The organism is Streptomyces sp. NPDC008238 (genome assembly GCF_042956445.1).
Lineage (GTDB): Bacteria > Actinomycetota > Actinomycetes > Streptomycetales > Streptomycetaceae > Actinacidiphila.
Map to the genome: position 1 here is coordinate 35,702 of NZ_JBIBGK010000008.1, position 25,770 is coordinate 61,471.

The 25,770-nt window shown below is 74.2% G+C and carries 27 protein-coding genes and 1 pseudogene; 19 read left to right on the plus strand and 9 right to left on the minus strand.

Annotated elements, in window-relative coordinates; translation table 11 throughout:
- Window positions 1–212: 212 nt before the first annotated feature.
- Window positions 213–857: a GNAT family N-acetyltransferase gene (locus ACFZAU_RS18840; RefSeq protein WP_500553073.1), complete on the plus strand. Its 645-nt coding sequence runs from the start codon at window positions 213–215 to the stop codon at window positions 855–857.
- Window positions 858–870: 13 nt separating this feature from the next.
- On the opposite strand, the gene ACFZAU_RS18845 is transcribed toward ACFZAU_RS18840, so the two are convergent.
- The gene (locus ACFZAU_RS18845) at window positions 871–1,302 is read right to left on the minus strand and encodes an ATP-binding protein (RefSeq protein ID WP_500553074.1); all 432 of its coding nucleotides are present in this window, start codon (window positions 1,300–1,302) and stop codon (window positions 871–873) included.
- 288 nt (window positions 1,303–1,590) lie between these two features.
- On the opposite strand from ACFZAU_RS18845, the gene ACFZAU_RS18850 reads away from it, so the two are divergent.
- Window positions 1,591–2,442 (plus strand): helix-turn-helix domain-containing protein, encoded by an 852-nt coding sequence (locus ACFZAU_RS18850; protein WP_500464178.1) that lies wholly within the window; start codon window positions 1,591–1,593, stop codon window positions 2,440–2,442.
- Between the two features lie 15 nt (window positions 2,443–2,457).
- Window positions 2,458–2,709 carry a DUF397 domain-containing protein gene (locus ACFZAU_RS18855; RefSeq protein WP_500553075.1) on the plus strand — a complete coding sequence of 84 codons (252 nt, stop codon included), beginning with the start codon at window positions 2,458–2,460 and terminating at the stop codon, window positions 2,707–2,709.
- Between the two features lie 2 nt (window positions 2,710–2,711).
- Here the strand turns inward: ACFZAU_RS18855 and ACFZAU_RS18860 are convergent, their stop codons facing one another.
- A complete protein-coding gene (locus tag ACFZAU_RS18860; protein WP_500553076.1) occupies window positions 2,712–3,860 on the minus strand; it encodes an 8-amino-7-oxononanoate synthase in 1,149 nt (382 codons plus the stop codon).
- A 147-nt stretch (window positions 3,861–4,007) separates the two neighbouring features.
- Between ACFZAU_RS18860 and bioB the strand changes: the two genes are divergently transcribed.
- The 6 genes from bioB to ACFZAU_RS18890 all read left to right on the plus strand — a co-directional run bounded on the left by bioB (window position 4,008) and on the right by ACFZAU_RS18890 (window position 9,951).
- The gene (gene bioB, locus ACFZAU_RS18865) at window positions 4,008–5,243 is read left to right on the plus strand and encodes a biotin synthase BioB (RefSeq protein WP_500553077.1); all 1,236 of its coding nucleotides are present in this window, start codon (window positions 4,008–4,010) and stop codon (window positions 5,241–5,243) included.
- Complete coding sequence (locus ACFZAU_RS18870; RefSeq protein WP_500464174.1) at window positions 5,236–6,528, plus strand: adenosylmethionine--8-amino-7-oxononanoate transaminase; 1,293 nt, start codon at window positions 5,236–5,238, stop codon at window positions 6,526–6,528. The genes bioB and ACFZAU_RS18870 overlap by 8 nt, the downstream gene beginning before the upstream one ends.
- Complete coding sequence (bioD, locus tag ACFZAU_RS18875) at window positions 6,525–7,256, plus strand: dethiobiotin synthase (RefSeq protein ID WP_499600708.1); 732 nt, start codon at window positions 6,525–6,527, stop codon at window positions 7,254–7,256. Before ACFZAU_RS18870 ends, bioD begins: the two co-directional genes overlap by 4 nt.
- A 774-nt stretch (window positions 7,257–8,030) precedes the next feature.
- The gene (locus ACFZAU_RS18880) at window positions 8,031–8,708 is read left to right on the plus strand and encodes a class I SAM-dependent methyltransferase (RefSeq protein ID WP_500553078.1); all 678 of its coding nucleotides are present in this window, start codon (window positions 8,031–8,033) and stop codon (window positions 8,706–8,708) included.
- A gap of 42 nt (window positions 8,709–8,750) precedes the next feature.
- Entirely contained in the window at window positions 8,751–9,314 is a 564-nt protein-coding gene (locus ACFZAU_RS18885) for a TetR/AcrR family transcriptional regulator (protein ID WP_500464172.1), read from the plus strand.
- Between the two features lie 40 nt (window positions 9,315–9,354).
- Entirely contained in the window at window positions 9,355–9,951 is a 597-nt protein-coding gene (locus tag ACFZAU_RS18890) for a DUF4865 family protein (RefSeq protein ID WP_500553079.1), read from the plus strand.
- A gap of 4 nt (window positions 9,952–9,955) precedes the next feature.
- Here the strand turns inward: ACFZAU_RS18890 and ACFZAU_RS18895 are convergent, their stop codons facing one another.
- The 3 genes from ACFZAU_RS18895 to ACFZAU_RS18905 form a co-directional block, all read right to left on the minus strand.
- Window positions 9,956–10,327 carry a fic family toxin-antitoxin system, toxin component gene (locus ACFZAU_RS18895; RefSeq protein WP_499600712.1) on the minus strand — a complete coding sequence of 124 codons (372 nt, stop codon included), beginning with the start codon at window positions 10,325–10,327 and terminating at the stop codon, window positions 9,956–9,958.
- A complete protein-coding gene (locus ACFZAU_RS18900; protein WP_500553080.1) occupies window positions 10,324–10,551 on the minus strand; it encodes a toxin-antitoxin system HicB family antitoxin in 228 nt (75 codons plus the stop codon). The genes ACFZAU_RS18895 and ACFZAU_RS18900 overlap by 4 nt, the downstream gene beginning before the upstream one ends.
- A 165-nt stretch (window positions 10,552–10,716) precedes the next feature.
- The gene (locus ACFZAU_RS18905; protein ID WP_500553081.1) at window positions 10,717–11,292 is read right to left on the minus strand and encodes a DUF3558 domain-containing protein; all 576 of its coding nucleotides are present in this window, start codon (window positions 11,290–11,292) and stop codon (window positions 10,717–10,719) included.
- A 243-nt stretch (window positions 11,293–11,535) separates the two neighbouring features.
- Here ACFZAU_RS18905 and ACFZAU_RS18910 point away from each other — a divergent pair, with 243 nt between their 5' ends.
- From ACFZAU_RS18910 to ACFZAU_RS18940, 7 genes are all read left to right on the plus strand, one after another.
- The gene (locus ACFZAU_RS18910) at window positions 11,536–12,321 is read left to right on the plus strand and encodes an ABC transporter ATP-binding protein (protein WP_500464166.1); all 786 of its coding nucleotides are present in this window, start codon (window positions 11,536–11,538) and stop codon (window positions 12,319–12,321) included.
- A gap of 9 nt (window positions 12,322–12,330) precedes the next feature.
- Window positions 12,331–14,898, plus strand: coding sequence for an ABC transporter permease (locus ACFZAU_RS18915; protein ID WP_500553082.1), 2,568 nt, complete (start codon window positions 12,331–12,333; stop codon window positions 14,896–14,898).
- Between the two features lie 59 nt (window positions 14,899–14,957).
- On the plus strand, window positions 14,958–15,887 hold the full coding sequence (locus tag ACFZAU_RS18920) for a TIGR03621 family F420-dependent LLM class oxidoreductase (protein ID WP_500553083.1): 930 nt from the start codon (window positions 14,958–14,960) through the stop codon (window positions 15,885–15,887).
- A 42-nt stretch (window positions 15,888–15,929) separates the two neighbouring features.
- Window positions 15,930–16,361, plus strand: coding sequence for a GNAT family N-acetyltransferase (locus ACFZAU_RS18925; protein WP_499600718.1), 432 nt, complete (start codon window positions 15,930–15,932; stop codon window positions 16,359–16,361).
- Between the two features lie 238 nt (window positions 16,362–16,599).
- The gene (locus tag ACFZAU_RS18930; RefSeq protein ID WP_500553084.1) at window positions 16,600–17,967 is read left to right on the plus strand and encodes a hemolysin family protein; all 1,368 of its coding nucleotides are present in this window, start codon (window positions 16,600–16,602) and stop codon (window positions 17,965–17,967) included.
- On the plus strand, window positions 17,964–18,989 hold the full coding sequence (locus ACFZAU_RS18935; protein WP_499600721.1) for a hemolysin family protein: 1,026 nt from the start codon (window positions 17,964–17,966) through the stop codon (window positions 18,987–18,989). Before ACFZAU_RS18930 ends, ACFZAU_RS18935 begins: the two co-directional genes overlap by 4 nt.
- Window positions 18,990–19,026: 37 nt before the next feature.
- Window positions 19,027–19,797, plus strand: coding sequence for an SGNH/GDSL hydrolase family protein (locus tag ACFZAU_RS18940; protein WP_500553085.1), 771 nt, complete (start codon window positions 19,027–19,029; stop codon window positions 19,795–19,797).
- 18 nt (window positions 19,798–19,815) lie between these two features.
- On the opposite strand, the gene ACFZAU_RS18945 is transcribed toward ACFZAU_RS18940, so the two are convergent.
- Both ACFZAU_RS18945 and ACFZAU_RS18950 read right to left on the minus strand, forming a co-directional pair.
- Entirely contained in the window at window positions 19,816–20,043 is a 228-nt protein-coding gene (locus tag ACFZAU_RS18945) for a hypothetical protein (protein WP_500553086.1), read from the minus strand.
- Between the two features lie 133 nt (window positions 20,044–20,176).
- Window positions 20,177–20,692 carry a hypothetical protein gene (locus ACFZAU_RS18950; protein WP_500553087.1) on the minus strand — a complete coding sequence of 172 codons (516 nt, stop codon included), beginning with the start codon at window positions 20,690–20,692 and terminating at the stop codon, window positions 20,177–20,179.
- A 1,015-nt stretch (window positions 20,693–21,707) separates the two neighbouring features.
- On the opposite strand from ACFZAU_RS18950, the gene purB reads away from it, so the two are divergent.
- The 3 genes from purB (at window position 21,708) to ACFZAU_RS18965 (ending at window position 24,467) form a co-directional block, all read left to right on the plus strand.
- Entirely contained in the window at window positions 21,708–23,141 is a 1,434-nt protein-coding gene (purB, locus tag ACFZAU_RS18955) for an adenylosuccinate lyase (protein ID WP_500553088.1), read from the plus strand.
- Window positions 23,142–23,209: 68 nt separating this feature from the next.
- Complete coding sequence (gene mug / locus ACFZAU_RS18960; protein ID WP_500553089.1) at window positions 23,210–23,698, plus strand: G/U mismatch-specific DNA glycosylase; 489 nt, start codon at window positions 23,210–23,212, stop codon at window positions 23,696–23,698.
- Window positions 23,699–23,705: 7 nt separating this feature from the next.
- Window positions 23,706–24,467, plus strand: coding sequence for a hypothetical protein (locus ACFZAU_RS18965; RefSeq protein WP_500553090.1), 762 nt, complete (start codon window positions 23,706–23,708; stop codon window positions 24,465–24,467).
- A 22-nt stretch (window positions 24,468–24,489) separates the two neighbouring features.
- Here the strand turns inward: ACFZAU_RS18965 and ACFZAU_RS18970 are convergent, their stop codons facing one another.
- Both ACFZAU_RS18970 and ACFZAU_RS18975 read right to left on the minus strand, forming a co-directional pair.
- On the minus strand, window positions 24,490–25,026 hold the full coding sequence (locus tag ACFZAU_RS18970) for an HAD family hydrolase (RefSeq protein WP_500553091.1): 537 nt from the start codon (window positions 25,024–25,026) through the stop codon (window positions 24,490–24,492).
- Between the two features lie 70 nt (window positions 25,027–25,096).
- Window positions 25,097–25,644, minus strand: a pseudogene (locus ACFZAU_RS18975) (3,4-dihydroxy-2-butanone-4-phosphate synthase); the annotation flags it as partial.
- Between the last annotated feature and the right edge of the window lie 126 nt (window positions 25,645–25,770).

Here is a 25,770-nt window from a genome sequence, read left to right on the forward strand (position 1 = left end):
CCGGGGGGGGGGGCGGTCGGGGGGGGCCGGGGGGGCGCGCCGGGGGGGGGGGGGGGGCGGCCGCGCGCCGCGGGGGGGGGGGGGGGGCGGGGGGGGCCCCCCCCCCCCCCCGCGACCGGCCCCGCGCACGACCGGCGCCGCGCACGGCCGGCCCCGCGCACGACCGGCCCCGCGCACGACCGGCGCCGCGCACGTGCCGGTAGCGTGCCGGCGTGTCCCTGATACGGATCCTCGCCGACGCCGCCGGGGGCGCCTTCCCGCCCGCCGACGGCTCGGTGACGGTGGTGCCGCAGCCGTCGCCCCGCGACGCGGGCGTGATCGCCTTCACCGCCCACAGCGTGGTCTTCGCCGACGCCGATCCGGAGGTGGTCCGCGGACTGCTGCCGCCCGGCGACCTGTCGGCGCCGCTGAATCCGCCCTTCCTCACCGCGCTGTGCGGGCTGCTGGACCGTACGGTCGACAACATCGACCTGCTGACCGCCGCGCCGGCCCTGCCGGGACCGCCGCCGGCCGCCCTGGACCTGCCCCTGCGGGAGACGGCCGACCGGGACCGTCCACGGATCGCCCGGGCCCTGCGGCACCGTGACGGGGTACGGGCCTGGACGGTGCCCGGGGGCACGGTCCTGACGGGCCGCGGCGTCGCGGGCCGGTGGGAGGCGGCCGTGGAGGTCGACCCCGGGGCACGCGGTGCGGGGCTCGGCCGCCGGCTGGCGCTGGCGGCCCGTCATCTCGTCCCCGCGGGCGCGACGGTGTGGGCGCAGATCGCCCCGGGCAACGCGGCGAGCGTGCGGGCGTTCACGGCGGCGGGCTTCGTACCGATGGGCGCCGAGGCGCTGCTGGTCACCCGGGAGGACTGATGCCCCGCGGGGGTCACTCGACGGCGGCGGTGGCCCAGGGCAGGCTGATCCACACCGTCTTGCCGCCCTCGGCGGTGGGGGTGACGAGGAGGGTGCCACCGGCCTCCGCCGTGAGGTGACGGATGATCACCATGCCGCGCCCATTGTCCTGCTGCACGGCGGCGGGCAGCCGCTGGGGCCACCGGGGGTGACTGTCGGTGACGCCGATGCGCAGTTGCTCGTCCCGGTCCAGCTGGACGTCCAGGGTGAAGGTCGGCGACCGGCCGAGGGTGTGCAGCACCGCGTTGGTCGCGAGTTCGGACACGATGAGCCGGACGGAGTCGGCCGGGTCCGAGTCCTCGGGCATGCCCCACTCCACCAGCAGGTCGCTCACGTAGCGACGTACCGCGCGGACCGAGGCAGGGTCGCTCGGCAGGGTGACGGATGCTTCCTGGTGGTCTGCCATGGCGACGCTGTCCCTTTCCCGCCGTGACCAGGACGCCGGCGCCCGCCGCGCCCGTGGCCGCGCGCGCGGCAGCCGAAGGCGCCGTGCCCCGCCTTCCGCGCGGCACGTCCCCGTACGGCACTCACGCGCCAGAGTGTCACTCATCGTCCCCTTAATCGGGTGTCACCACAGCTATATGCATATATCTGTCGCCCAAAGCGGTGAACTCTGCTACGAGAGAACGTATTTGCGCGGCAGACTTCGCTCGGGGACCGGCGAGGGTGCCGGGAACCGGGAGGTGCACACACCATGCAGCAGGTGCCGGCGGTACGCCGCCGAAAGATCGGCTCGGAATTGCGCCGTCTGCGCGACACGGCGGGGCTCACGAGCGGTGAGGCCGCCCAGCGCCTGGGATGGCACCAGTCCAAGGTGAGCCGGATCGAGACCGGCCGCAGCGGAGTGCGCCCCGAGGACGTCACGGCGCTGCTGGACGTGTACGGGGTGCGCGACCAGCGGCTGCGGGAGATGCTCGCCGCCCTGGCCGGCGAGGGCGACCGGCGCGGCTGGTGGCACGAGTTCCGCGAGGAACTCCCCTCCGCCTACCGGGACTTCATCTCGCTGGAGACCGACGCCTGCCGGGCACGGACGCTGGAGACGACGGTGGTGCCGGGGCTGCTGCAGACCCCGGACTACGCCCGCGAACTGACCCGCTCCGTCCTCCCGCAGCTCGGACCCCGGCAGATCGCGACCCTGGTGCAGGTGCGGATGGCGCGCCAGGCGGTGCTGCGCGCGGACCCCCCGCTGGAGCTGTGGGCGGTGCTGGACGAGGCGGTGCTGCGTCGCAGGGTCGGGGGTCCCGGAGTGATGGCGGCGCAATTGAGCCATCTTGTGGAGCTGGGTTCACTGCCTCATGTGCATCTGCAGGTGCTGCCTTTCTCCGCCGGTGGGCATATAGGCGTCACAGGGCCTTTCGTAATCTTCTCATTTCCGCGCATTGCTGATCTGGACGTGGTTGTTCTCGACCATTTGACGAGTAGTCTCTATCTGGATCAGCACGAGGACGTCAGGGCGTACGGTGCTGCCTTCAATCGGTTGCGCTCCCATGCCCTGTCGAGTGAGCAGTCGCTGTCCTTCATCTCCGGCATCGGCAAAGGCGCGTAAGGAGGCACACCCCCCATGTCCGACGCTCTGCCTCAGTACGTCACCTCAAGTGCGTCCCTCTTCGGCGTGAACTGGCGACGCAGCAGCTACAGCACGGCGGCGAACAACTGCGTCGAGACGGCCCTCATCGGGGACGGGCCGCTCTCGGGACAGCTCGCCGTACGCGACTCCAAGGATGTGCGCGGCCCCGCCCTGCTCTTCCCCCCGGCGACCTGGGCGGAGTTCCTCGCCGCCGTGGCGGCGGGGAACCTGACCGAACACCCCTGAGCTCAGGGGCGCGGCGGCGCCGTACGGACGATCGTCCCCACGGCGTCGCCGATCTCCCGGTCCGTCAGGTCCGCCCGCGCGGTGAGCCGCAGCCGCGAGATCCCGTCGGGCACGGACGGTGGCCGGAAGCAGCCCACCGCGAGGCCCGCCCCGCGGCACGCCGCGGCCCACTCGACCGCCGCCTCGGGCGACGGCGCCCGCACCGACACGACGCACGCGTCCGGCGCGGTGGCGTCCAGTCCCGCCTCCACCAGCCGCTCGTACAGCTCGCGGGCGACCGCCCGGGCCCGTACGGCACGCTCCGGCTCCCGCCTCAGCAGGCGCAGCGCGCCCAGCGCCGCGCCCGTGGCCGCCGGGGCGAGGCCGGTGTCGAAGATGAACGTCCGCGCGGCGTTGACCAGGTGCTCGATGACCCGGGCCGGGCCGAGCACCACGCCGCCCTGACTGCCCAGGGACTTGGAGAGCGTGGCGGTGCAGACCAGTCCGGGCGCACCCGCCAGACCCGCCTCCGCGGCCGCCCCCCGGCCCCCGGGGCCGAGCACCCCGAGCCCGTGGGCGTCGTCTACCAGCAGCGCGGCCCCGTGCTCACGGCAGGCGGCGGCCAGCGCGCCGAGCGGGGCGGCGTCGCCGTCCACCGAGAAGACCGAGTCGGTGACGGCCACGGCGGGCCCCTCGTGGCCGACGAGCGCCTTGCGGAGGGCGTCGGGATCGGCGTGCGGCGCGACCTCGGTGGTGGCCCGGGAGAGCCGGCAGCCGTCGATCAGCGAGGCGTGGTTGCCGCTGTCGGAGACGATCAGAGTGCCCGGCTCGGTGGTGAGCGCGGTGACGGCGGCGAGGTTGGCGGCGTAACCGGAGGCGAGGACCAGCGCGGCCTCGAAACCGCAGAATGCGGCGAGTTCGGCCTCCAGTTCGGCGTGCAGCTCGGTGCTGCCGGTGACCAGCCGCGAACCCGTCGAACCGGCGCCCCAGCGCAGACAGGCGTCGGCGCCCGCCCGCGTCACCTCGGGGTGGTGGGCGAGCCCCAGGTAGTCGTTGGATGCGAGGTCGAGCAGGGGCGAGCGCGCGGGGCGGGGCCGCAGGGTGCGCACCAGTCCGGCGGCGCGACGCCGTTCGGCGTGCGCGTCGATCCAGTCGAACGGGTCGCGGGTCATGGTCGTCCCCAGGGGTCGGCGGAGGGTTCGGCGCCACCGTAGTGTGCCGGACCGGCTCGCACGGTGTGGTGATGCACACACCCTGAGCGAGCTGTCTTGTGGGATGCCCCATTGGCCCGGGCCCGCGTGGTACGTCAGGATCGCGGCATGGATCTGCTGAATGCTTTGGTGGAGAAGGGCCTGCGCCGCGAGCTGCCCACCCGCGAGGAGGCGCTCGCCGTGCTGGCGACCTCCGACGACGAGCTCCTCGACGTGGTGGCCGCGGCCGGGAAGGTGCGCCGCGCGTGGTTCGGCCGCCGGGTCAAGCTGAACTACCTGGTCAACCTGAAGTCGGGGCTGTGCCCCGAGGACTGTTCGTACTGCTCGCAGCGGCTCGGCTCGGAGGCCGGGATCCTCAAGTACACCTGGCTGAAGCCCGACGAGGCGGCGGCCGCCGCGGCGGCGGGGGTCGCCGGCGGCGCCAAGCGGGTCTGCCTGGTGGCGAGCGGACGCGGCCCGACCGACCGCGACGTGGACCGGGTCTCCCGGACCATCGAGGCCATCAAGGAGCAGAACGAGGCCGTCGAGGTGTGCGCCTGCCTGGGCCTCCTCTCCGACGGGCAGGCCGAACGGCTGCGCGGCGCGGGCGCCGACGCGTACAACCACAACCTCAACACCTCCGAGGCCACGTACGGGGACATCACCACCACCCACACCTACGCGGACCGGGTCGAAACGGTGCAACACGCCCAGGCGGCGGGTCTGTCGGCCTGCTCCGGGCTGATCGCGGGCATGGGCGAGAGCGACGAGGACCTGGTCGACGTGGTGTTCTCGCTCCGCGAGCTGGACCCCGACTCCGTCCCGGTGAACTTCCTCATCCCCTTCGAGGGCACCCCGCTGGCGAAGGAGTGGAACCTCACCCCGCAGCGTTGCCTGCGAATTCTTTCGATGGTGCGGTTCGTCTGTCCCGATGTGGAGGTGCGCATCGCGGGCGGCCGCGAGGTGCACCTGCGGACCATGCAGCCGCTCGCGCTGCACCTGGCGAACTCCATCTTCCTGGGCGACTACCTCACCAGTGAGGGCCAGGCCGGCCAGGCCGACCTCGACATGATCGCGGACGCCGGCTTCGAGGTGGAGGGCGCCGGCGAGGTGACCCTGCCCGCGCACCGGGCGGACGTGGCGGCGACCGCGGCCGGGAGCTGCGGCGGACAGGCCTCCACGGGCTGCGGCTCGCACGGCGAGGGCGGGGGCGCCTGCGGTCCCTGCGGCGGCCACGCCCAGGGCGACGTCCCCGGTGACGTCCACCGCGACGCCGCGCAGCCGGCGGCCGCCGGTGCCGCCCGCACCGACCTGGTGGCCGTGCGCCGCCGCGGCACCGGGACGGACCTGCCCCCCAATGCCTGAGCCGCTCACCCCCGGCGAGCTGCTGGCACTGGACCGGGAGCACGTCTGGCATCCGTACGGGCCCATGCCGGGCCGTCAGGAACCGCTCGTCGTCGAGTCCGCGGCCGGGGTCCGGCTGCGGCTCGCCGAGCCCGTCGAGGGCGTGACCGACCTCGTGGACGGCATGTCGTCCTGGTGGTCGGCGATCCACGGCTACAACCACCCGGTGCTCAACGAGGCGGCCCGCGGCCAGCTCGACCGGATGAGCCACGTGATGTTCGGCGGCCTCACCCACGAACCGGCCGTGCGGCTCGCCGCCCGCCTGGTCGAGATCACCCCCGAGCCGCTGCGCCATGTCTTCCTCGCCGACTCCGGCTCGGTGTCGGTGGAGGTCGCGGTCAAGATGTGCCTGCAGTACTGGCGTTCGCTCGGACGGCCGGAGAAACAGCGGCTGATGACCTGGCGCGGCGGCTACCACGGCGACACCTGGCAGCCGATGTCCGTCTGCGACCCCGAGGGGGGCATGCACGGCCTGTGGTCCGGCGTCCTGCCGCGGCAGGTCTTCGCGGACGCGCCGCCGGCCGCGTACGAGGAGGCGTACGCCGACCACCTGCGGGAGACGGTCGCCCGGCACGCGCACGAGCTCGCCGCCGTCGTCGTGGAGCCCGTCGTACAGGGCGCGGGCGGCATGACCTTCCACTCCCCCGCCTACCTCCGGGTGCTGCGCGAGGCGTGCGACGAGCACGACGTGCTGCTGGTGTTCGACGAGATCGCCACCGGCTTCGGGCGCACGGGGACGCTGTTCGCCGCCGGACACGCCGGGGTCGCCCCGGACGTGATGTGCGTCGGCAAAGCCCTGACCGGCGGCTACCTCACGATGGCCGCCACCTTGTGCACCTCGCGGGTCGCCGACGGGATCTCCCGGGGCGAGGTGCCGGTGCTCGCCCACGGGCCGACCTTCATGGGCAACCCGCTGGCCGCCGCCGTCGCCTGCGCCTCCCTCGACCTGCTGCTCGGCCAGGACTGGGCGCAGGAGGTCAAGCGGATCGAGGCCGGGCTCCGCGAGGGCCTCGCGCCGGCCGCGGACCTCCCGGGGGTGCGCGACGTACGGGTGCTGGGCGCGATCGGCGTCGTCCAGCTCGACCACCAGGTCGACGTCGCCGCCGCGACGCGGGCCGCCGTCCGCAGCGGGGTATGGTTGCGGCCGTTCCGGGACTTGATCTACACGATGCCCCCGTACGTCACGGGGGACGAGGACGTCGCGCGCATCTGCGCGGCGGTGCGCGCGGCGGCGGAGGCGGCATGACGGTGTTGTTCGTGACCGGTACGGGCACGGAGATCGGCAAGACGGTGACCACGGCGGCCCTCGCGGCGGCCACGCTCTCCGCCGGGTACAGCGTCGCCTACCTCAAGCCCGCGCAGACCGGGGTGGGCCCGGGCGAACCGGGCGACGCCGCCGAGGTCACCCGGCTCGCCGGTCCCGAGGTCACCAGCGTCGAACTGGCCCGCTACCCCGAGCCGCTGGCGCCCGCCACGGCCGCCCGGCGCTCCGGGATCGCCCCGGTGGGCCCGGCCGACGTCGCGGAGGCGGCTGCGAAGCTGGCGGCGGTGCACGACATCGTCCTCGTCGAGGGCGCGGGCGGACTGCTCGTCCGTCTCGACGACGCGGGGTCGACGCTGGCGGACGCGGCGCGGATGCTGGCGGCCCCGGTGCTCGTGGTCGCCCCGGCGGGACTCGGCACCCTCAACGGCGCCGCGCTGACGGCGGAGGCGCTGAAGGCGCGCGAACTGAAGTGCGTGGGCTTCGTCATCGGCAGCTGGCCGGAGGACGCCGACCTGGCCACCCGCTGCAACCTCGCCGACCTCCCTGAGGTGACCGGCGCCCCGCTGCTGGGCGCGCTGCCCGCGGGCGCGGCCGCCCTCGACCCCGCCACCTTCCGCCAGGCGGCGCCCGGCTGGCTCTCCCCCCGCATCGGCGGCATGTGGGACGCCACCGCCTTCACCACCCACTGGGCACCGCCGGTCCTGGCCTGACCCTCCGTCCTCCCCCCTCGCCCCGGGCCCCTCACTGCAGCGGCGTCCGGGGCGGGGCGCGGGCGGCCCTGCGGCGAAAGCCACACGGACTGGGCGCGCCAACGCCGCCCGGACGGCGCCCCGGACCTCGGCCCGCCAGCTCCACCTCAGCCCTGGCCTGACGTTCGCCTCCGGCTGCCCTCTGACTTCCCCTCTTGAACGGCGTCCGGTCGAGGGAGCGGGCGACCCCGCTGTGATAGCCACACGGCACGGGCGCGCCGACGCCGCCCGCCCTCGGCCCGCCACCTCACCTCAGCCTCTGGCCTGACGTTCTCCTCCGGCCTCCGTCTGCCTCCCACAATGCATCGGCGTCCGGGGCGGAGGACGGCGACCCCGCGGCGAAAGCCCCACGGCATCGGAGCGGGCGGTAGCGCCGGCCCGCCGCGACCTCGGAGCGGTCAACGGCGCCCCGCCCACCCGCACGCCCGCGCGCTCGGGCCTGACGTTCGCCCCCGGCCGCCCCCTCGCTCCCCCGGTGCAGCGCTGTCCGGGTCCGACGGGCGGGCGGACCGCGCCGGGGGCGGCACGTCGCGGACTCGCCGGCCTCCCCGAGGTGAGCGGCGGCGTGGGCGGCCGCGCCCGGTCGTCCGCAGGGTCGGTCCACCCCGCACGGGACGCGCCGGAGGCGGACGGCGGGCGACACGTCCGAATTCACCCCGGTACGGGAAGGCTTGGGACGGGCTGCGGGGCGGCAGAATCGGAGGGAAGGGGACCCGAGGCGAAGGAGGTCCGGCGATGAGGAGCCATCCCGGCGTGCCGCGTGAATCCGTCCACCACCCGCTGTTCGCCCGCTTCTACGCCCGCTGCGGCCCGGTCATGGACGCCCGCGCCGGCTTCGGCGCGTACCGGGAGACCGTCCTCGCGGGGCTCACCGGCCGGGTCGTCGAGATCGGCGCGGGCTCGGGACTGAACTTCCGTCACTATCCGCGCGGCGTCGCCGAGGTCGTGGCGATCGAGCCGGAACGGCATCTGCGCCGGCTGGCCGCCGACGCGGCGCGGAGCGCGGAGGTGCCGGTGGACGTCGTGCCGGGGGTCGCCGAGGCGCTGCCGGTCAAGAGCGACGCCTTCGACGCGGCGGTCGCCTCGCTGGTGCTGTGCTCCGTACGCGACCAAAAGCGCGCCCTCGCCGAGCTCCACCGGGTTCTGCGCCCGGGCGGGGAACTGCGGCTGCTGGAGCACTGCCGCGCCGAGGGCCGCGGGCACGCCGCGCTGCAGTGGGCCGCGGACCGCACGCTGTGGCCGCTGCTGTTCGGCGGCTGCCGGACCGGACGGGACACGCTCGCCGCGGTCGAGGTGGCCGGGTTCGAGGTGCTGGAGGTGCGCCGCTTCCGCGTCCCGGAGGGGGCCAAGGGCCTCACCCTGCCCCTGCCGAGCGCGCCGCACGTCCTGGCCACCGCGCGCCGCCCCGGCTGAGCCGCCGACGTCTCTGTACCTACTGGTATGTACACTGCTGGCATGGAGACGACGTCGGAGCGCCTGATCGAGAGCACCCGCGAACTGCTCTGGGAACGCGGCTACGTCGGCACCAGCCCGAAGGCCATCCAGCAGCGCTCGGGGGTCGGCCAGGGCAGCATGTACCACCACTTCTCCGGCAAGCCGGAGCTGGCGCTCGCCGCCGTACGCCGGACCGCCGAGCAGATGCGGGAGACCGCCGAGCGCGAACTCGCCCACCCGGGCACGGCGGTCGAGCGGGTCTCGCGCTACCTGGGCCGCGAACGCGACGTGCTGCGGGGCTGCCCGATCGGCCGGCTCACCCAGGACCCGGAGGTCGTCGCGAGCCCGCAGCTGCGGGCGCCGCTCGACGAGACCTTCGAGTGGCTGCGCGGGCGGCTGGCGGACGTGCTCGCCGAGGGCCAGGCGCGCGGCGAGATCGCCCCGGGCCTCGACACGGGCGACATCGCGGCGGCGCTCGTGGCCGTCCTCCAGGGCGGCTACGTCCTCGCCCGGGCGGCCGGCACGGCCGCCCCCTTCGACCAGGCCGTCAGCGGCGCGCTGACCCTGCTGGCGCAGCACGCCTGAGCGCCGCGCCCACACCCGGCACCACACCCTGGGGGGACACATGTACGCGATGCAGTACGGGATCACGCTGCCCGCCGACTACGACATGAAGGTCATCCGCGACCGCGTCGCCGGTCGCGGGCGGCTCACCGACGCCTACGAGGGCCTGGGCTTCAAGGCGTACCTGATCCGTGAGCGCGGGGTGGAGGGCTCCCCCGTCAACGAGTACGCGCCCTTCTACCTCTGGGACGACACCGGCGGCATGAACCGCTTCCTGTGGGGCGGGGGCGGCTTCAGCGGGATCGTCGAGGACTTCGGGCGCCCGGACGTCAGTCACTGGACGGGGGTCGCCCACCGTCCGGGGTCCGCCTCCGGGGCCGCGCCCCGTGGCGCGAGCCGCCTCCGGCAGCGCATCCCCGCCGGCGCCGACCCGCGTGAGCCGGTCGCCCGGGCCCTGGAGACGTGGGAGGAACGCGCGGCCACGGCCGGAGTCCACACGGCCGTGCTGGCCGTGGACCCCCGCCACTGGGAGACCGTCCTCTTCACGCTCTGGGAGCGGACGCCGCCCGCCTCCGTCACCGACCCGGACCGCTACGAGGTGCTGCACCTGTCGGCACCGCACCTGGACGAGGTCCCGGTGGGACGCCAGTGGCCGTAGCCGCTCAGACGCACCAGGAGCGGAGTTCCCCGGCGATCTCCTGCAGCCCGGCGGTGCCGCCCTTGACCAGCCGGGCCAGGTCGCGGACCCGCTCGGGCGTCGTGGCGACCTTCAGGCCGCCGGCGACCAGGTAGGCGTAGGCGACCGCGGAGGCGAAGAGCGCGTTGGACCGCTCCAGGGCCGGCACGTGGACGAGCAGTTGCAGCAGGCAGGCGGCCCGCTCGTGGGGGTCGGTGTAGACGGGGACGCCGAATATCTCGGCCTCGTGGCGGCTGACGGCGGCCACCAGGGCGCCCCAGTCGGTCACCTGGGGGTCGCCGGGGGTGTTGTGCTCGGCGACCATGAGCAGCCAGGCGAGGTCGATCCGCAGGGTCAACGGCGGCCTTCGCGCTCCGTGCCGAACTCCTCGGCGAAGACGGACTCGTAGCGCTCCATGAAGTCGGCGGCGGCCTCGACGAAGCTGCGGCCCCGCTCCCCCGCGTCCCTGCGGACGAGTTCCTCGATGTACCGGTTGACGCTGACACCCCGCTGCGCCGCCCGCTCCCGGGCGGCCGCGGCGGTGGCCTCGTCCACCCGCACGTTCAACTGCGTCTTGGCCATACCGTCAAGCTAGCGCCGAGGCACTAGCAGTGACAAGCGGCCCCCGGGGGCGCATCCGCCGTCGGGCCCGTGCGCCCCGGAGCCGGGCCGGGCTCCGGAGCGGACGGGGCGCGCCAGGCGCACGCGGGGCGCGCGCCGTGGCGGCGGCGTGCCGGGGGCGCGGGCTCAGAGGCGGCCGGCCACCGTGCGCGCCAGGTCCTCGAGCGGCTTGTCCAGCCGGGACGGGTCCTCGTTGCGGACCACCCGGATCGCGACCCACTGCCCGGACACCCGCAGGAAGACCGATCCGTCCTCCAGCCAGGCCTCGTCACCGATGCCGTCGAGCGGCTTCAGCTCGTGGCCGATCCCGCGCTCGGCGTCGTAGTAGTTCTTCCCCGCCTCCCCCGCGAAGACCTCGACCTGGCCCGTCGGGCCGGACGCCGGCGCGACGTAGGTGCAGGTCCCCTCCAGGTCCCGGCCGGGCTGGAGGGCGATGCCCGCGATCCCGTCGGCCTCGTCCTGCGTCACCAGGGCGCACGGGTCGCCGGCCGACGCGCCCGTCGGCGAGGCGGACGGCGGCTGCGGGGAGGCCGCGGACGACCCCTCGGCGGCCGGGGCGCTCGACGGCTTGCCGCCGGCCCCCGCCGCGTCCCCCTGGCACCCCTGGAGCGCCAGGACCAGCAGCGCCGCCACGGGCACCGCCGCCCAGGCCCGCGTGCGCCGGTGGTCGCCGGCCCCGGTCCGGCTGCGTGCGTACACCATCAGTTCGGTCCCCCCTCGAAACGTGTCCTCGCCCCCGTCCCGGTCACAGCGTGCCCGGCGCGGGTGCACCTACAGACGTACGGGGACGGCCGGCCGGTTTCGGCGGGACGAACTCCGAGGTCGCGCGGATGCCGCCCGCGCGCCCCGGCACTCACCCTCGCGGACGATGCGGCGCCGCATCCGACGACCTACGCTCGGGTCGCATACGGACAAGTGCGCACTTCCTCACGTTGGGGGGCAAGCGTGTCGACATGGACCGCAGCTGAATCAGAGGGCATCGAGGCGGGAGCGGGGGCCGCCGCACGGGCGACGGCACTGACGAAGTCGTACGGGACGGGCGAGACCCGGGTGGTCGCGCTGGACGCGGTGGACGTGGAGATCGCCCGCGGCCGCTTCACGGCCGTGATGGGCCCCTCCGGGTCGGGGAAGTCCACGCTCATGCACTGCCTGGCGGGGCTGGACTCGGTCACCTCGGGGCGGGTCTGGATCGGCGGGACCGAGATCACCCGTCTGGCGGAACGCGAACTCACCCGGCTCCGCCGTGACCAGGTCGGATTCGTCTTCCAGGCGTTCAACCTGCTGCCGACGCTCACGGCCGCCGAGAACATCACGCTGCCGATGGACATCGCCGGCCGCCGGCCCGACCGGGAGTGGGTGGACCGGGTGATCGACACCCTGGGCCTGCGCGACCGGCTGGGGCACCGTCCGGCGCAGTTGTCCGGCGGGCAGCAGCAGCGCGTGGCGTGCGCCCGCGCCCTCGCCTCCCGGCCGCAGCTGATCTTCGCCGACGAGCCGACCGGCAACCTCGACTCGCAGGCGGGCGCCGAGGTGCTGGGCTTCCTGCGCGAGGCCGTGGACGCGCTCGGCCAGACCGTGGTGATGGTCACCCACGACCCCACCGCCGCGGCCTGGTCGGACCTGGTGCTCTACCTGGCCGACGGACGGATCGTCGACGAGATGCACGAGCCGACCGCGGACGGCGTCCTGGAACGGCTCAAGCGGTTCGACGCGCTGCGGAAGCAGGGCTAGGCACCGGCGATGCTCCGGGCGACGCTGCGCAGCTTCCTGGCCCACCGCGGCCGGCTGCTGCTCAGCGCGCTCGCCGTCCTGCTGTCGGTGGCGTTCGTCACCGGCAGCATGATCTTCTCCGACACCGTCAACCGCACCTTCGACCGGCTGTTCGCGTCGACGTCCGCCGACGTGACGGTCGGTCCCCCCGAGGCCTTCAGCGAGGACCGGCGGTTCGCCTCCGGTGAGGTGCGCACCCTCCCGGCGTCGCTGCTGCAGAGGGTGCGGGCGGTACCCGGTGTCGCCGACGCCCGCATCGACGTCACCGTGCACAACACCACCGTCGTCGACGCGCGGGACCAGCCGGTGGAGCCCACCACCGGAGCGCTCACGGTGGCCACCGACTGGTCGGGCAGTCCGCGCAGCTCCGTCCGGCTGACCAGCGGTCACGCGCCGCACGGCCCCGGAGAGGCACTGATCGACGCCGACACCGCCGCCAAACGCGACCTGAGGATCGGCGACCGGCTGCGGGTGCTGGCGCAGCCGGGCGCCTTCTGGGTCCGGCTCTCCGGGATCGCCACCTTCACCACGACCAATCCGGGCGCCGCCCTGCTGTTCGTCGACACCCCCACCGCGCAGTCCCGGCTGCTGGGCAGGACCGGTGTCGCGACGTCGGTGCAGGCCGACGCCGCTCCCGGGGTCTGCGACGACGCCCTGAAGCGGCGGATCGCCGCCGCGCTCGGTCCCGGCTACACGTACACGACCCAGGCGGAGCAGGCGAAGTCGGCGGTGGAGAGCCTGGCGGGCTTCCTGGACGTGATCAAGTACGTGATGCTGGGCTTCGCCGGGGTCGCGGTGCTGGTCGGGGTCTTCCTCATCGTCAACACCTACTCGATGCTGATCGCCCAGCGCACCCGTGAGCTCGGTCTGCTGCGCGCGCTCGGCGCGGACCGCGGGCAGGTGCGGCGGTCGGTGCTCGTCGAGGCCGTGCTGCTGGGGGTGGTGGGCTCCGCCCTGGGCCTGGTGTGCGGGGTCGGTACGGCTGCGGGGCTGATCGGCCTGCTCGGACTCTTCGGGATGAACATCGACGCCGCCGAGATGGTCGTCCGCTGGCGCGTTCCCGTGGCGGCGTTCACCGTGGGCCTGCTGGTGACACTGGTCGCGGCCTACCTCCCGGCGCGGCGGGCGTCACGGGTCTCCCCCATGGCCGCGCTGTCCGACGCCGAGGCCGGCGGGACCGAACGCGGCCTGCGGTGGCGGGCGGTGGGCGGCGCCGTCGCGACGCTGGTCGCGGCGGGGGCGCTGAGCGGGGCCGCGGCGGCCGGGAGCACCGGGGACGCCGCGACGTTCCTGGGGGTCGGCATCGGGCTGTCGCTGGTCGCGGCGGTGGTCGTGGGCCCGTTGCTGGTGCGTCCGGTGATCCGGGTGCTGGGCGGGGCGTTCCCCCGGGTGTTCGGGCCGGTCGGACGAATGAGCCAGCGCAACGCCCTGCGCAACCCGCGCCGTACGGGGGCCACGGCCGGCGCGCTGATGATCGGGCTGGCCCTGGTCACCGGCCTGTCCGTCGCGGGCACGTCGATGGCGGGCTCCTTCGACCAGGAGATCGACCGGGCCCTGGGCGCGGACTACGTCGTGCAGGGCACCCATTTCGCGCCGTTCGCCCCGGAGATCACCGACCGGGTGCGCGCGGTGCGCGGCGCCGGGGAGGTGGTGCCGGTGCGGTACGTCTCCGTCCTGATGACGCTGCCCGACCGGCGCGCGGTGGAGCTGACGGGGACGGCCATCGGCCCGGGGGCGGACCGGGCCCTCAACCTCGACTACGCCGCGGGCGACACGGCGGGCGCCCTGGCCCGCGACAGCCTGTCGCTGTCCGCGACGTACGCCGCCCACCACGGTCTGCGGGTGGGCAGCCGGGTCCCCGTGCGCTTCGTCGACGGCAGCTCGGCATCGTTCACGCTGCGCGCGCTGACCACCAGCCAGAGCACCCTGCTGGGCGACGACGCGACCCTCACGATGGGCCTGGCCACCGCCGAGCGGTTCCTGCCCCGCGGCCAGGACGCCGCGCTGTACGTGAACGCCGCGCCCGGCACCGACAAGCCCACGCTGCGGGCGAACCTGGAGCGGGCCCTCGAACGCTATCCGCAGGTGGAGGTCCGCGACCAGGCCGACTACAAGGAACTGGTGCGCACCCAGATCTCCGTGCTGCTGAACCTGGTGTACGCCCTGCTCGGGCTGGCGATCATCATCGCCGTGCTGGGTGTCGTCAACACCCTCGCCCTGTCGGTGATCGAGCGCACCCGCGAGATCGGGCTGCTGCGCGCGATCGGCCTGTCGCGGCTGCAACTGCGCCGCATGATCCGGCTGGAGTCCGTGGTGATCGCGGTCTTCGGCGCCGTACTGGGGCTCGCCCTGGGGATGGTCTGGGGCGTGGTGACGCACGAGGTGCTGGCGCTGGAGGGCATGCGGGCCTTCGCCGTCCCGTGGACGACGGTTGGGGCGGTCATGGCCGGTTCCGTGGTGGTGGGCCTGGTCGCGGCGCTGCTGCCGGCCCTGCGTGCCTCGCGGATGAACGTCCTGGCCGCGATCGCCCACGAGTGAGGCGCCCGCGGACGGGGAAGGCCGATGACCGGCGGACGGGTCGCGACGAGGGAGCGGTCATGGCACGACGGTTCCGGTTCGGTGTGAATCTGCTCGAGCCCGCGCAGGGCGACGCGTGGGCGCGCAAGTGCCGCCGGGTGGAGGCACTCGGCTACGACGTGCTCCAGGTGCCGGACCACCTGGGATGGCCCGCGCCCTTCCCGTCACTGGTCGCCGCGGCGCACGCCACGCGGCGCACGCGGCTGGGGACCTTCGTGCTCAACGCGGCGTTCTGGAACCCGGTGCTGCTGGCCCGCGAGGTCGCCACCACCGTCCGGCTCACCGGCGGCCGCCTGGAACTGGGCCTCGGCGCGGGCTACGTCCGCGAGGAGTTCGAACGGGCGGGCCTGCCCTACGGCACCGCCCGCGACCGGGTCGACCACCTCGAACGCACCCTCGGGACGCTGGCCGGGCTGCTCCCGGGACCGGACGGGGCCGGCTCCGCCGGCGGCAGCGGGACCGGCGTGCCGCTGCCGCCGCTGCTCCTGGGCGGCAACGGCCCGCGCATGCTGCGGCTGGCGGCACGGCACGCCGCCGTCGTCGCCTTCACCGGCGCGGAGGCCGACCCGGGAGCGGACGACGGGTCGATGCGGCTGCTGTCCGCCGCGACCGTGGAGGAGCGGGTCGCGGCCGCGCGCGGGTACGCCGCGGCGTACGGCACCGACCCGGAGTTCAACGTCCTCGTCCAGCGGGTCGTCGTCACCGGGGACCGGCGGGCGGCGGCCCGGGAGCTCGCCCCGCACGCGCCGCACCTGGACGAGGAGGAACTGCTCGACCTGCCCACGCTCCTGGTCGGCACGGTCGCGGAGATCGCGGAGCAGCTGCGGCGGGGCCGGGAGCGCTTCGGCTTCGGTTACGTCACCGTGCTGGAAGGCGCCATGGAGGCCTTCGCCCCGGTGATCGCGGAGCTGCGCCGCGGGGAACCGGCGGAAGGACCCGGAGGGCACTGATCCGCTGGCCCTGCGGCCCGCCGGGCTGGTTGGCTGACCCGCATGGACGATCTGGGGATACGCAGCGCGGTACCGGCCGACGCCGAACGGGTGCTGGACTTCTGGGGCACGGCCGCCGAGGGCACCAGCATCAGCGACGACCCGGAGGGCGTGGCGCGGCTGATCGCACGCGACCCCGGGGCCCTGCTGCTCGCCGAGGCCGGCGGCGTGCTGGTCGGCACGGTCATCGCGGGCTTCGACGGCTGGCGCTGCCATCTGTACCGGCTGGCGGTGCACCCCGGACGGCGGCGGCAGGGCATCGCGCGGGCCCTTCTGGCGGCGGCAGAGGAGCGCTTCACCGCGCTGGGCGGGCGCCGCGGCGACGCCATGGTGCTGGAACGCAACGAGCGCGCCCACCACGCCTGGCGCGCGGCGGGCTATGCGCCCCAGCACGACTGGCGCCGCTGGACCAAACCGTTCCGGAGCACCCGGTAGCCCACGCCCCGGGAGGGCGCTTCGCGGGGCTCCCCGCCTCCCGGCCGGGACCGGCAACGCTCCCGGCTGTCCGTTGCGCGCGGGCTTCCTACGATGGGCTTATGGACGACCCTGCCAGTCCGTCACGCCTCCGGTCCCGTCGCCCACGGCCACGCTCGCACGCGCGCCTGCGCCCGGGCCCGCGACGACGGCGCGCGGTCCACCGGCGCCTGACCGATCATGGGACCGAGGTGTCCCGATGACCGAAGTGCTGCTCCTGGCCGTCGCCCTGCTGCTCACCCTGGCCTGCGCCGTCTTCGTCGCCGCCGAGTTCTCGCTGACCACGGTCGAGCGCGCCGACCTGGAACGGGCCGAGAAGGCGGGCGAGCGCGGCGCCTCCGCGGCGCTGCGGGCGGTGCGCAGCCTGACGGTCCAGCTGTCCGGCGCGCAGCTCGGCATCACCGTCACCGGACTGGTCATCGGCATGCTGGCGCAGGCATCGATCGCCGAGCTGCTGGCGGGGCCGCTGCGCGCGCTGGGGATGTCGGCCGGCGGGGCGGCGTCGCTGGGCCTGGTGCTGGGCACCGGCATCTCGACGGTGGTGCTGATGGTGGTGGGGGAACTCGTCCCCAAGAACTGGGCGATTGCGCGTCCGCTGCCGGTCGCCAAGGCCGTCGCCCCGCCGCAGACCGTCTTCACCACCGCCTTCGGGCCGTTGATCCGTCATCTGAACAACACCGCCAACCGGGTGCTGCACCGGCTGGGCATGGAACCCACCGAGGAACTCGCCTCGGCGCGCAGCCCCGAGGAGCTGGTGGCCCTGGCCCGGCACTCCGCCCGGGCGGGCGCGCTGGAGGCCGACACCGCCGAGCTGTTCGTGCGGACGCTGAGCCTGCCCCGGCTGACCGCCGAGAACGTGATGACCCCCCGCGTCCAGGTCGTCGCCCTGGAGGAGGGCGCCACCTGCCGGGACGTCGCCGACATCACCCGCGCCACGGGGCTGTCCCGCTTCCCCGTCCACCGGGGCGGCCTGGACAACGTCATCGGCATCGTCCACATCAAGGACGTCCTGGCCGTGCCGTACGAACGCCGGGAGGGCCACCCGATCACGCCGCTGCTGCGGGAGCCGGTGCCGGTCCCGGAGTCGCTCACCGTGGACCGGCTGCTGGACCGGCTGTCCGGCTCGATGAGCATGGCCGTGGTCATCGACGAGTACGGCGGCACCGCGGGCGTCGTCACGCTGGAGGACATCGTGGAGGAGGTCGTCGGCGAGGTGCGTGACGAGCACGACCCGCTGGAGACCCCCGACCTGGCCTTCAGCCACCAGGACCGCACCGGCCGCCGCGTCTACGACGCCGACGGGGCGGTGCGGACCGACCAGCTCGCGCCCATCGGCCTGCGGGTCGCGGACGGCCCCTATGAGACGCTGGCCGGCCTGGTCGCCGAACGGCTCGGGCGGATCCCGGCCACCGGCGACACCGTCGAGGTCAACGGCTGGATGGTCGAGGTCACCGACGACTCCCACCACCGCGCGGCACACGTACGGCTGATCTCCCCGGCCCCCCGCACGCAGAACGGGCTCGCGCCGGCGCACGGCGCGGACGACGGGACGGCGGACGCGCGATGATCTTCCTGCAGTTGTTCGTAGGCTTCCTGACCCTGGTCGTGAACGCCTTCTTCGTCGGCGCCGAGTTCGCGATGATCTCCGTCCGACGCAGCCAGATCGAGCCCCGCGCGGAGGCCGGGGAGCGCGGCGCGCGCCACGTCCTGTGGGGGCTCCAGCACCTGTCGCCGCTGATGGCCGCCGCCCAGCTGGGCATCACGCTGTGCACCCTGGTGCTGGGCATCGTGGCGGAACCGGCCATCGAGCACCTGCTCGCGCCGCTCTTCCACCTGCTGCACGTACCGCAGGGCGCGATCCACGCGCTGTCGTTCGCGATCGCGCTGACCCTGGCGACTTACGCGCACATGCTGTTCGGCGAGATGGTCCCGAAGAACATCGCGCTCGCCGCGCCGGAGCGGACGGCGCTGGTCCTCGGTCCCCCGCTGGTGACCCTGGCGCGTGCGCTGCGCCCGGTGATCTTCACGGTGAACGCCTTCGCGAACGGACTGCTGAAGCTGCTGCGGGTCGAACCGAAGGACGAGGTCGCGGCGGTCTTCTCGGACGACGAGCTGGCCCGGATGGTCACCGACGCGGGCCAGGCCGGGCTGCTCGACGAGCGTGCCGCCATCCGCCTGCAGGACGCGCTGGAGCTGGGCCGGCGCCCGGTCCGCGCGGTCGTCGTCCCGTGGGAGCACGTGGTGTCGGCGCGCTTCGGCACGACCCCGGCGGGCCTGGAGCGCCTGGCCGCGCGGTCCGGCTTCTCGCGCTTCCCCGTCACCGACGACGCCTGCCGCATCCTCGGCTACCTCCATGTGAAGGACGCCCTCGCGCTCGGACCCAGCCGCCACGACCAGCCCTTCCCGCGCGGCGCACTGCGCCGGATCACCCGGGTCGGCGCGGCCACCCCGCTGGACGACGTCCTGGCGGCGATGCGGGCCAGCGGCGCGCACCTCGCGGCGGTCGTCGACGACCAGGGCCGCGGCCTCGGCCTGGTCACCATGGAGGACGTGCTGAAGGAGCTCGTGGGCCGCGCACCGGCCGCCTGAAACAGCGCTCCGCGGGGCCGGTAGGATCTCGCCCGCCATGCAGATGAACGCCACCCACACCAGCTTCGTCGCGCTCGGCGACTCCTTCACCGAAGGCATGTTCGACGCGCTCCCCGACGGCTCCTACCGGGGCTGGGCCGACCTCCTCGCCGGGCGGCTCGCCACCCACGCGCCGGGCTTCCGGTACGCCAACCTGGCGGTGCGCGGGAAGCTCATCCAGCAGATCGTGGACGAGCAGGTGGAGACCGCGGCCTCCATGGAGGCCGACCTGGTCACCCTGGTGGGCGGCCTCAACGACGTACTGCGGCCCAAGTGCGACGTGGCGAGGGTGTGCGCGCTGCTGGAGGAGGCCGTGGAACGGCTGGCGCCGACCTGCCGGCAGCTGGTGCTGATGCGCAGCCCGGCCCGCCGGGGCCCGGTGGCGGTGCGCTTCCTGCCGCGCATGGAGCAGCTCTTCGGCTTCGTCGACGACCTGGCCGCCCGGCACGGCGCGCTCGTGGTGGACCTCTACGGCGCCGATGTGCTGGGCGACCCGCGCCTGTGGGCGGAGGACCGGCTGCACCTGGACGGCGAGGGGCACCGCCGGGTCACCGAGGCGATCTGGCAGACCCTCGGGCACACCCCGCAGTTCGACTGGACCGCGGCCCTGCCCGACTCCGTCTCGCTGTCCTGGCCCGCCCGCCGCGCCGCAGACCTGCGCTTCACCCGCCAGCACCTCGTCCCGTGGATCGGCCGCCGCCTCTCCGGGCGCTCCTCCGGCGACGGCCTGCCGCCCAAGCGCGCGGAACTCGTGCCGTACGAGCTCTGAGCGCACGTCCCCCGGACGTCAGCGCCGCCCGGGGCGCGCTTTGCCGCCGGGGAGGCGGGCGGTCCGCAGGTCGCTCGGGCCCTGGGCCTTCCGCCAGGCGTACCGCGCTGCAGAGCCGGCGCCGATGGCGGCGAGGCAGGAGAGGGCGATGTCCATCGGGTGCTTACCGACGACGATGCCGGTGGCACCGGCCAGGGCGATGAGGGCGAAGATCACCGCCGTCGCCGTCCAGAACATGGTTCTCATGGCGGAAAGGTAGACGCGGACGATCTCCGTCGTCATCTTCCCGGGCGGCACCCGGGGCCGGGTAGCGCACGTCCCGGTGCCCCCGCCCACCTGACGTGGGGACGGGGGCACTCCGGTCCTGCTCGCGGGCAGGTCAGCCCCATCCGCCGAACAGGCCACGGTTGGCCTGCGCGTGGCAGATGTTGTAGCCGCCGGCCGCGTGGGCCTTCTCGGTGTGGCCGTCGATGGTGACGGAGCAGTTGATGTCTCCAGAGCCCTGCAGTTGGGCGGTCACCGTGTAGTACAGGGCGTCGCCGTCGAGGGGGAGGCTCGTTGTGAACCGGCCGTTCTTCCAGTGCCCTTCGCGGCTGTCGCTGTCGGAGCCGTAGGTGATGTCGAGCGGGCCGAGGGCCCCGGACGGCGCGGTACCCCACACCGTGAACACGACCTCCGGCTTCGCGGCCTTCTTGGACGGCTGGTCCGGGTCGGCCTTCGTGGCGCCCTTGGCGTCGTCCTTCGTGCCGCCCTTCCCGTCGTCCTTCGCGGCCGGACTGCTCGCGGTGACCTTGCCCGTGGCGTCGTCGCCGCCCCCGGCGAGGGCGCCGAACGCGCCGACGACGACGATGAGGCCGACTGCGCCGAGGCATCCGAACCCCGCGATCTTCCCCACGTTGGACTTCTTCGGCGGCTGCGGTGGCTCGGCCCATCCCGGTCCCTGCCATCCGGCGGGCGGCTGCGGCGGCCCGGCCGGCGGTCCGGGTGGCGGCGGGTACTGAGGCGTCGACATGGCGTCCCCCTGAGTGGTGTTGGTGTTGGGGACACCGTGGCAGGGCCATCACTGTGCGCATCGCGTTACGCACCTGCTGTGACGTCGCCGTGACCAATTAGGGACGGATCGTGACTCTTCAGGATGGGTCGCGTTCTGCTCTCGCGGCCGCGCAACTGTCCCGCCGTCTCGCGCCCTTCGGGCGCAAAGCAGCGGGCTGCGGAGGGGAGGGTGGCGGTCCGGGGCTTGTCGGCAGTGTGCAGGTGGGTGGGTGGTGCGGGTTCAGGCGCCGGAGCGGGTTGCCTCTCCGCTGGTGCCGGTCTCGTTGCCGTCCGCGGGTATAGATGGCCGGTTGCCACGCCATCCGTGGGTGGTGGGCGCGCCCGCCGTAACCCGCGTCTGCGGGTATTTCGGGGTGCTGCCGAGGGCGGTCGGCGGGAGATCGGGCTTTGTTTCGACGGTATGGACGTCGAAAGCGAGTCCGATCTTTGGGCTGACGGAGATCGGGCTCTCTTTCAGCGGCATAGCCGTCGGAACAGAGCCCGATCTTCGGATCGGGAAAGCACCCGCAGACACCGGTTACGGCGGGCGCGCCACCCACGGATAGTTGGCGTGGTCACCGGCCATCTGCACCCGCGGACGGCAACGAGACCCGAGCCGGACGAACAACCCACCCCGCTCCGGCGCCGGAACCCCAACCGACCACCCACCCGCACACCGCACACAAGGCAGGCCCCCCGCCCTCCCCTCCGCAGCCGGCGCCGTGCGCCCGCAGGGCGCGAGACGGCGGGACAGCCGAAGAACCGGCGCACCACCCGCCGGCAACAACTCACACCCCGCCCAGAGCCCTTTGACCTGGGCATTCTCGGGCGTAGTGGACGGCGGCGACCACCATGGACGACGGGTAAACTATCGCTACGTGACTTCCAAGCCCCGCATCCCCAACGTCCTGGCCGGCCGCTACGCCTCCGCGGAGCTCGCCACGCTGTGGTCCCCCGAGCAGAAGGTGGTGCTGGAGCGCCGCCTGTGGCTGGCCGTGCTGCGGGCCCAGAAGGACCTCGGGATCGAGGTGCCGGAGCAGGCCCTCGCGGACTACGAGCGGGTGCTCGAGCAGGTCGACCTGGCCTCCATCGCCGAGCGGGAGAAGGTCACCCGGCACGACGTCAAGGCACGCATCGAGGAGTTCAACGCCCTCGCGGGGCACGAGCACGTGCACAAGGGCATGACCTCGCGCGACCTCACCGAGAACGTCGAGCAGCTGCAGATCCGGCTCTCCCTGGAGCACGTGCGCGACCGCACCGTCGCCGTCCTGTCCCGGCTCGGCCGGCTCGCCGCCGAGTACGCGGAGCTGGTCATGGCCGGGCGTTCGCACAACGTGGCCGCCCAGACCACCACCCTCGGCAAGCGCTTCGCGACCACGGCCGACGAGCTGCTGGTCGCCTTCGCCCGGGTCGAGGACCTGCTCGGTCGCTACCCGCTGCGCGGCATCAAGGGCCCGGTGGGCACGGCGCAGGACATGCTCGACCTGCTCGGCGGCGACGCCGGCAAGCTGGCGGAGCTGGAGCGCCGGATCGCGGGGCACCTCGGCTTCTCGGAGGTCTTCACCTCCGTCGGCCAGGTCTACCCGCGCTCGCTGGACTACGACGCCGTCACCGCGCTGGTGCAGCTGGCCGCCGCGCCGTCGTCGCTGGCCAAGACGATCCGCCTGATGGCCGGGCACGAGCTGGTCACCGAGGGCTTCAAGCCCGGCCAGGTCGGTTCCTCGGCCATGCCGCACAAGATGAACACCCGCTCGTGCGAGCGCGTCAACGGCCTGGCGGTCATCCTGCGCGGCTACGCGTCGATGGTCGGCGAACTGGCCGGCGACCAGTGGAACGAGGGGGACGTCTCCTGCTCCGTGGTGCGCCGGGTGGCGCTGCCGGACGCGTTCTTCGCCTTCGACGGCCTGCTGGAGACCTTCCTGACGGTGCTCGACGAGTTCGGCGCCTTCCCGGCCGTCATCGCCCGCGAGCTCGACCGCTACCTGCCGTTCCTCGCCACGACGAAGGTGCTCATGGGTGCGGTGCGGGCCGGCGTCGGCCGCGAGCTGGCGCACGAGGTCATCAAGGAGCACGCGGTCGCCTCGGCGCTCGCGATGCGCGAGAAGGGCGCCGAGCGCAACGAGCTGCTGGACCGGCTCGCGGAGGACGAGCGCATCCCCCTCGACCGCGCCGGGCTGGACGCCCTCATGGCCGACCGGCTCTCCTTCACCGGCGCGGCCGCGGACCAGGTCGCCGAGGTCGTGCGCCGGGTCGGTGAGGTCGCCGACCGCCACCCGCAGGCGGCCGCGTACACCCCCGGGGCCATCCTCTGACCACGGTCCGGCGGACCCGCCCCTCCCAGGAAGAGCTGGCGGCCGCCCGCGACCGCGTCATCCCCGACGTGATCGCGGACGGCCTGCGGGTGCTCTTCTGCGGCATCAATCCGGGGCTGATGTCGGCGGCCACCGGTCACCACTTCGCCCGCCCCGGCAACCGCTTCTGGCCGGTGCTGCACGCCTCCGGCTTCACCCCGCGCCGGCTCGACCCCTCGGAGCAGGACGAACTCCTCGCGTCCGGGCTGGGGATCACCAACGTCGTCGCGCGCGCCTCGGCCCGTGCTGACGAACTCACCCGCGACGAACTGCTGGAGGGCGGGCGGCTGCTGTCGGAGCGGGTGCTGCGGTACGAGCCGCGCTGGCTCGCCGTGGTCGGCGTCACCGCCTACCGTGTGGCCTTCGCCGAACCCCGCGCCCGGATCGGCCCCCGGGAACGCACGATCGGCGGCACCCGGATCTGGGTCCTGCCCAACCCCAGCGGCCTGAACGCGGGCTGGTCGACCCAGGCCATGACGGAGGAATTCGGCCGCCTCCGCGACGCGTCGTCAGAATGACACGCCCATGGACCCGGGAAGCGAGGAGCACGCCCGCCACTGGCTCGCCGCGCTCGGCGTCCGGCAGGTCGGCGACGACGCCTGGACCGACGGCGAGCACCCGGGACGTCGCTTCACCATCAACGAGATCGCGCACTCCAGGGTCTACGAGGTCTTCGTCGACGATCACCTGGACGCCGAGGGCCAGGTACGACTGGCGTTCGGGCTGCTGGACCTCCTCGACGACTACTGGGTGACCTGCGAGATCCGCATGGCCGACCGGGGACCGGACGGTCCGCTGCCGTCGGCCGCGCTCTGGGAAGGCTATCGACGCCGCCTGGAGGCGGAACGGGACCCCGAGCCCGTGACGTACTCGCTCTGGGTCGACTGGTTCGAGGACCGGACCACGGCCGCGACGGCCTTCGCCGAGGTCCTCGGAAATGACCTGGACCGGCTGCGGGACGGCGCCTCCCCCGCCCTGCTGCGGCGTGCCCGGCGCGTACTGGAGAGCTCCGGCCCGGTGCCGTGGCCGGTGAAGGCAGCGGCGTACAGTGCGGCCGCGCGCCTGCCCGAACTGCACGCCGCCCTCTTCAAGGCCCTCTTGGCCTCGTACCACGACGTCCACGGCGACCTGCACACCGACGCCGCACTGACACTCCTGCCCCGGCTCGAACTCCCCTCGGAAACCCTGCACTTGGCCGAGCTGTGCCACGTCCTGACCGCCGGGCACCGGAACCACCACCGCAGCCCCGGCGCGTGGGACGCCGCCGTGCGGGCTGCCGCTTCCTGAACCGGGGGGTCCGGGCGGGGGGTCATGCCGTGCTTTCGGGTACGAGGGGGTCGGGGTGCGTGGCGAGGAGCCGGGTGAGGAGGGGGAGGGCGGCGGCTGTCGTGGGGGCCTGGGCGGCGGGGAGGTTCACGACGTCGGGGGGCAGCGTCATGCCGCCCCTGGGGACGGCGAGGACGCGCATCCCGGCGGCGTTCGCCGAGCGGATGCCGTTCGGGGAGTCCTCGACGGCCAGGCAGCGGGTCGGCGGCACGCCGATCGCGGCGGCGGCCCGCAGGTAGGGGTCGGGCGCGGGTTTGGCCCGCGCCACGTCCTCCCCGCACACGACGGCGCCCAGCCGTCCGGTCAGGCCCAGTCGTTCGAGGACCGCCAGGACGAAGCGGCGCGGGCTGGCCGTGGCGAGGCCGACGGGGCCGTGGCGTCCGGCCTCGATGACCAGGTCCACGGCTCCGGGCAGTGCCGGGACCCGGCCCCCGGCGACCTCGCCCGTCGCCGCGGCGGCGCAGGCGTCGGCCACCTCGGCGGGCCCGGCGGCGCCGTCGCACAGTCCGGCGACGTACACCGCCCAGCCACCGTTGCCGTGCAGCCCGCAGCCGGTCGAAGCGGGCGACCGAGCCGTCGTCCTCGCAGACCTCGCTGATCACCCCGACCGGCGGCAGCCCGGCCAGGCGCATCAGGTCGACGGTGGCCTCCGTGTGGCCGCGCCGCTCCGAGACGCCCCCGGCACGGGCGCGCAGCGGACCACGTGCCCGGGGCGGTGCAGTTGGTCGGGCCGGGTGGTCTGGCCGGCGAGCGTCCGCGCCGTCAGCGCCCGGTCCGCGGCGGAGATCCCGGAACCGGCCCCGACCGCGTCGACGGAGACGGTGTACGCCGCGGTGTCGAAGCCGGGGCGGTGCGGGACCATCAGCGGCGGTTCCAGGCGGTCGGCGATCTCCGGCGCCATGGGCGCGCAGATCAGGCCGCTGGTCCAGCGGACGAAGAACCCGAGGGTCTCGGGGGTGGCGAACTCGGCCGCCATGACCAGGTCGCCCTCGTTCTCGCGGTCCTCGTCGTCGACCACGATGACGGGCCGTCCGGCCCTCAGGTCGTCAACGGCTCCGGACACGGTGTCCAGGCCGCCGGCCGGTCGTGGCGTCGGTGCGGACGTCACAGGAATCGTCCCTTCGTCGGATCCACCCACCGGGGATGCATCGGTGTCCGAACGAGGGAGCTTGAGAAACCCGTACGCCGAACGGGCTTTCCCCTTGGCGCGGCACCGGATTCGGCAGCGCGCGGCCGGTGACGAAGGTTCGGGGGCGCCGTCGTG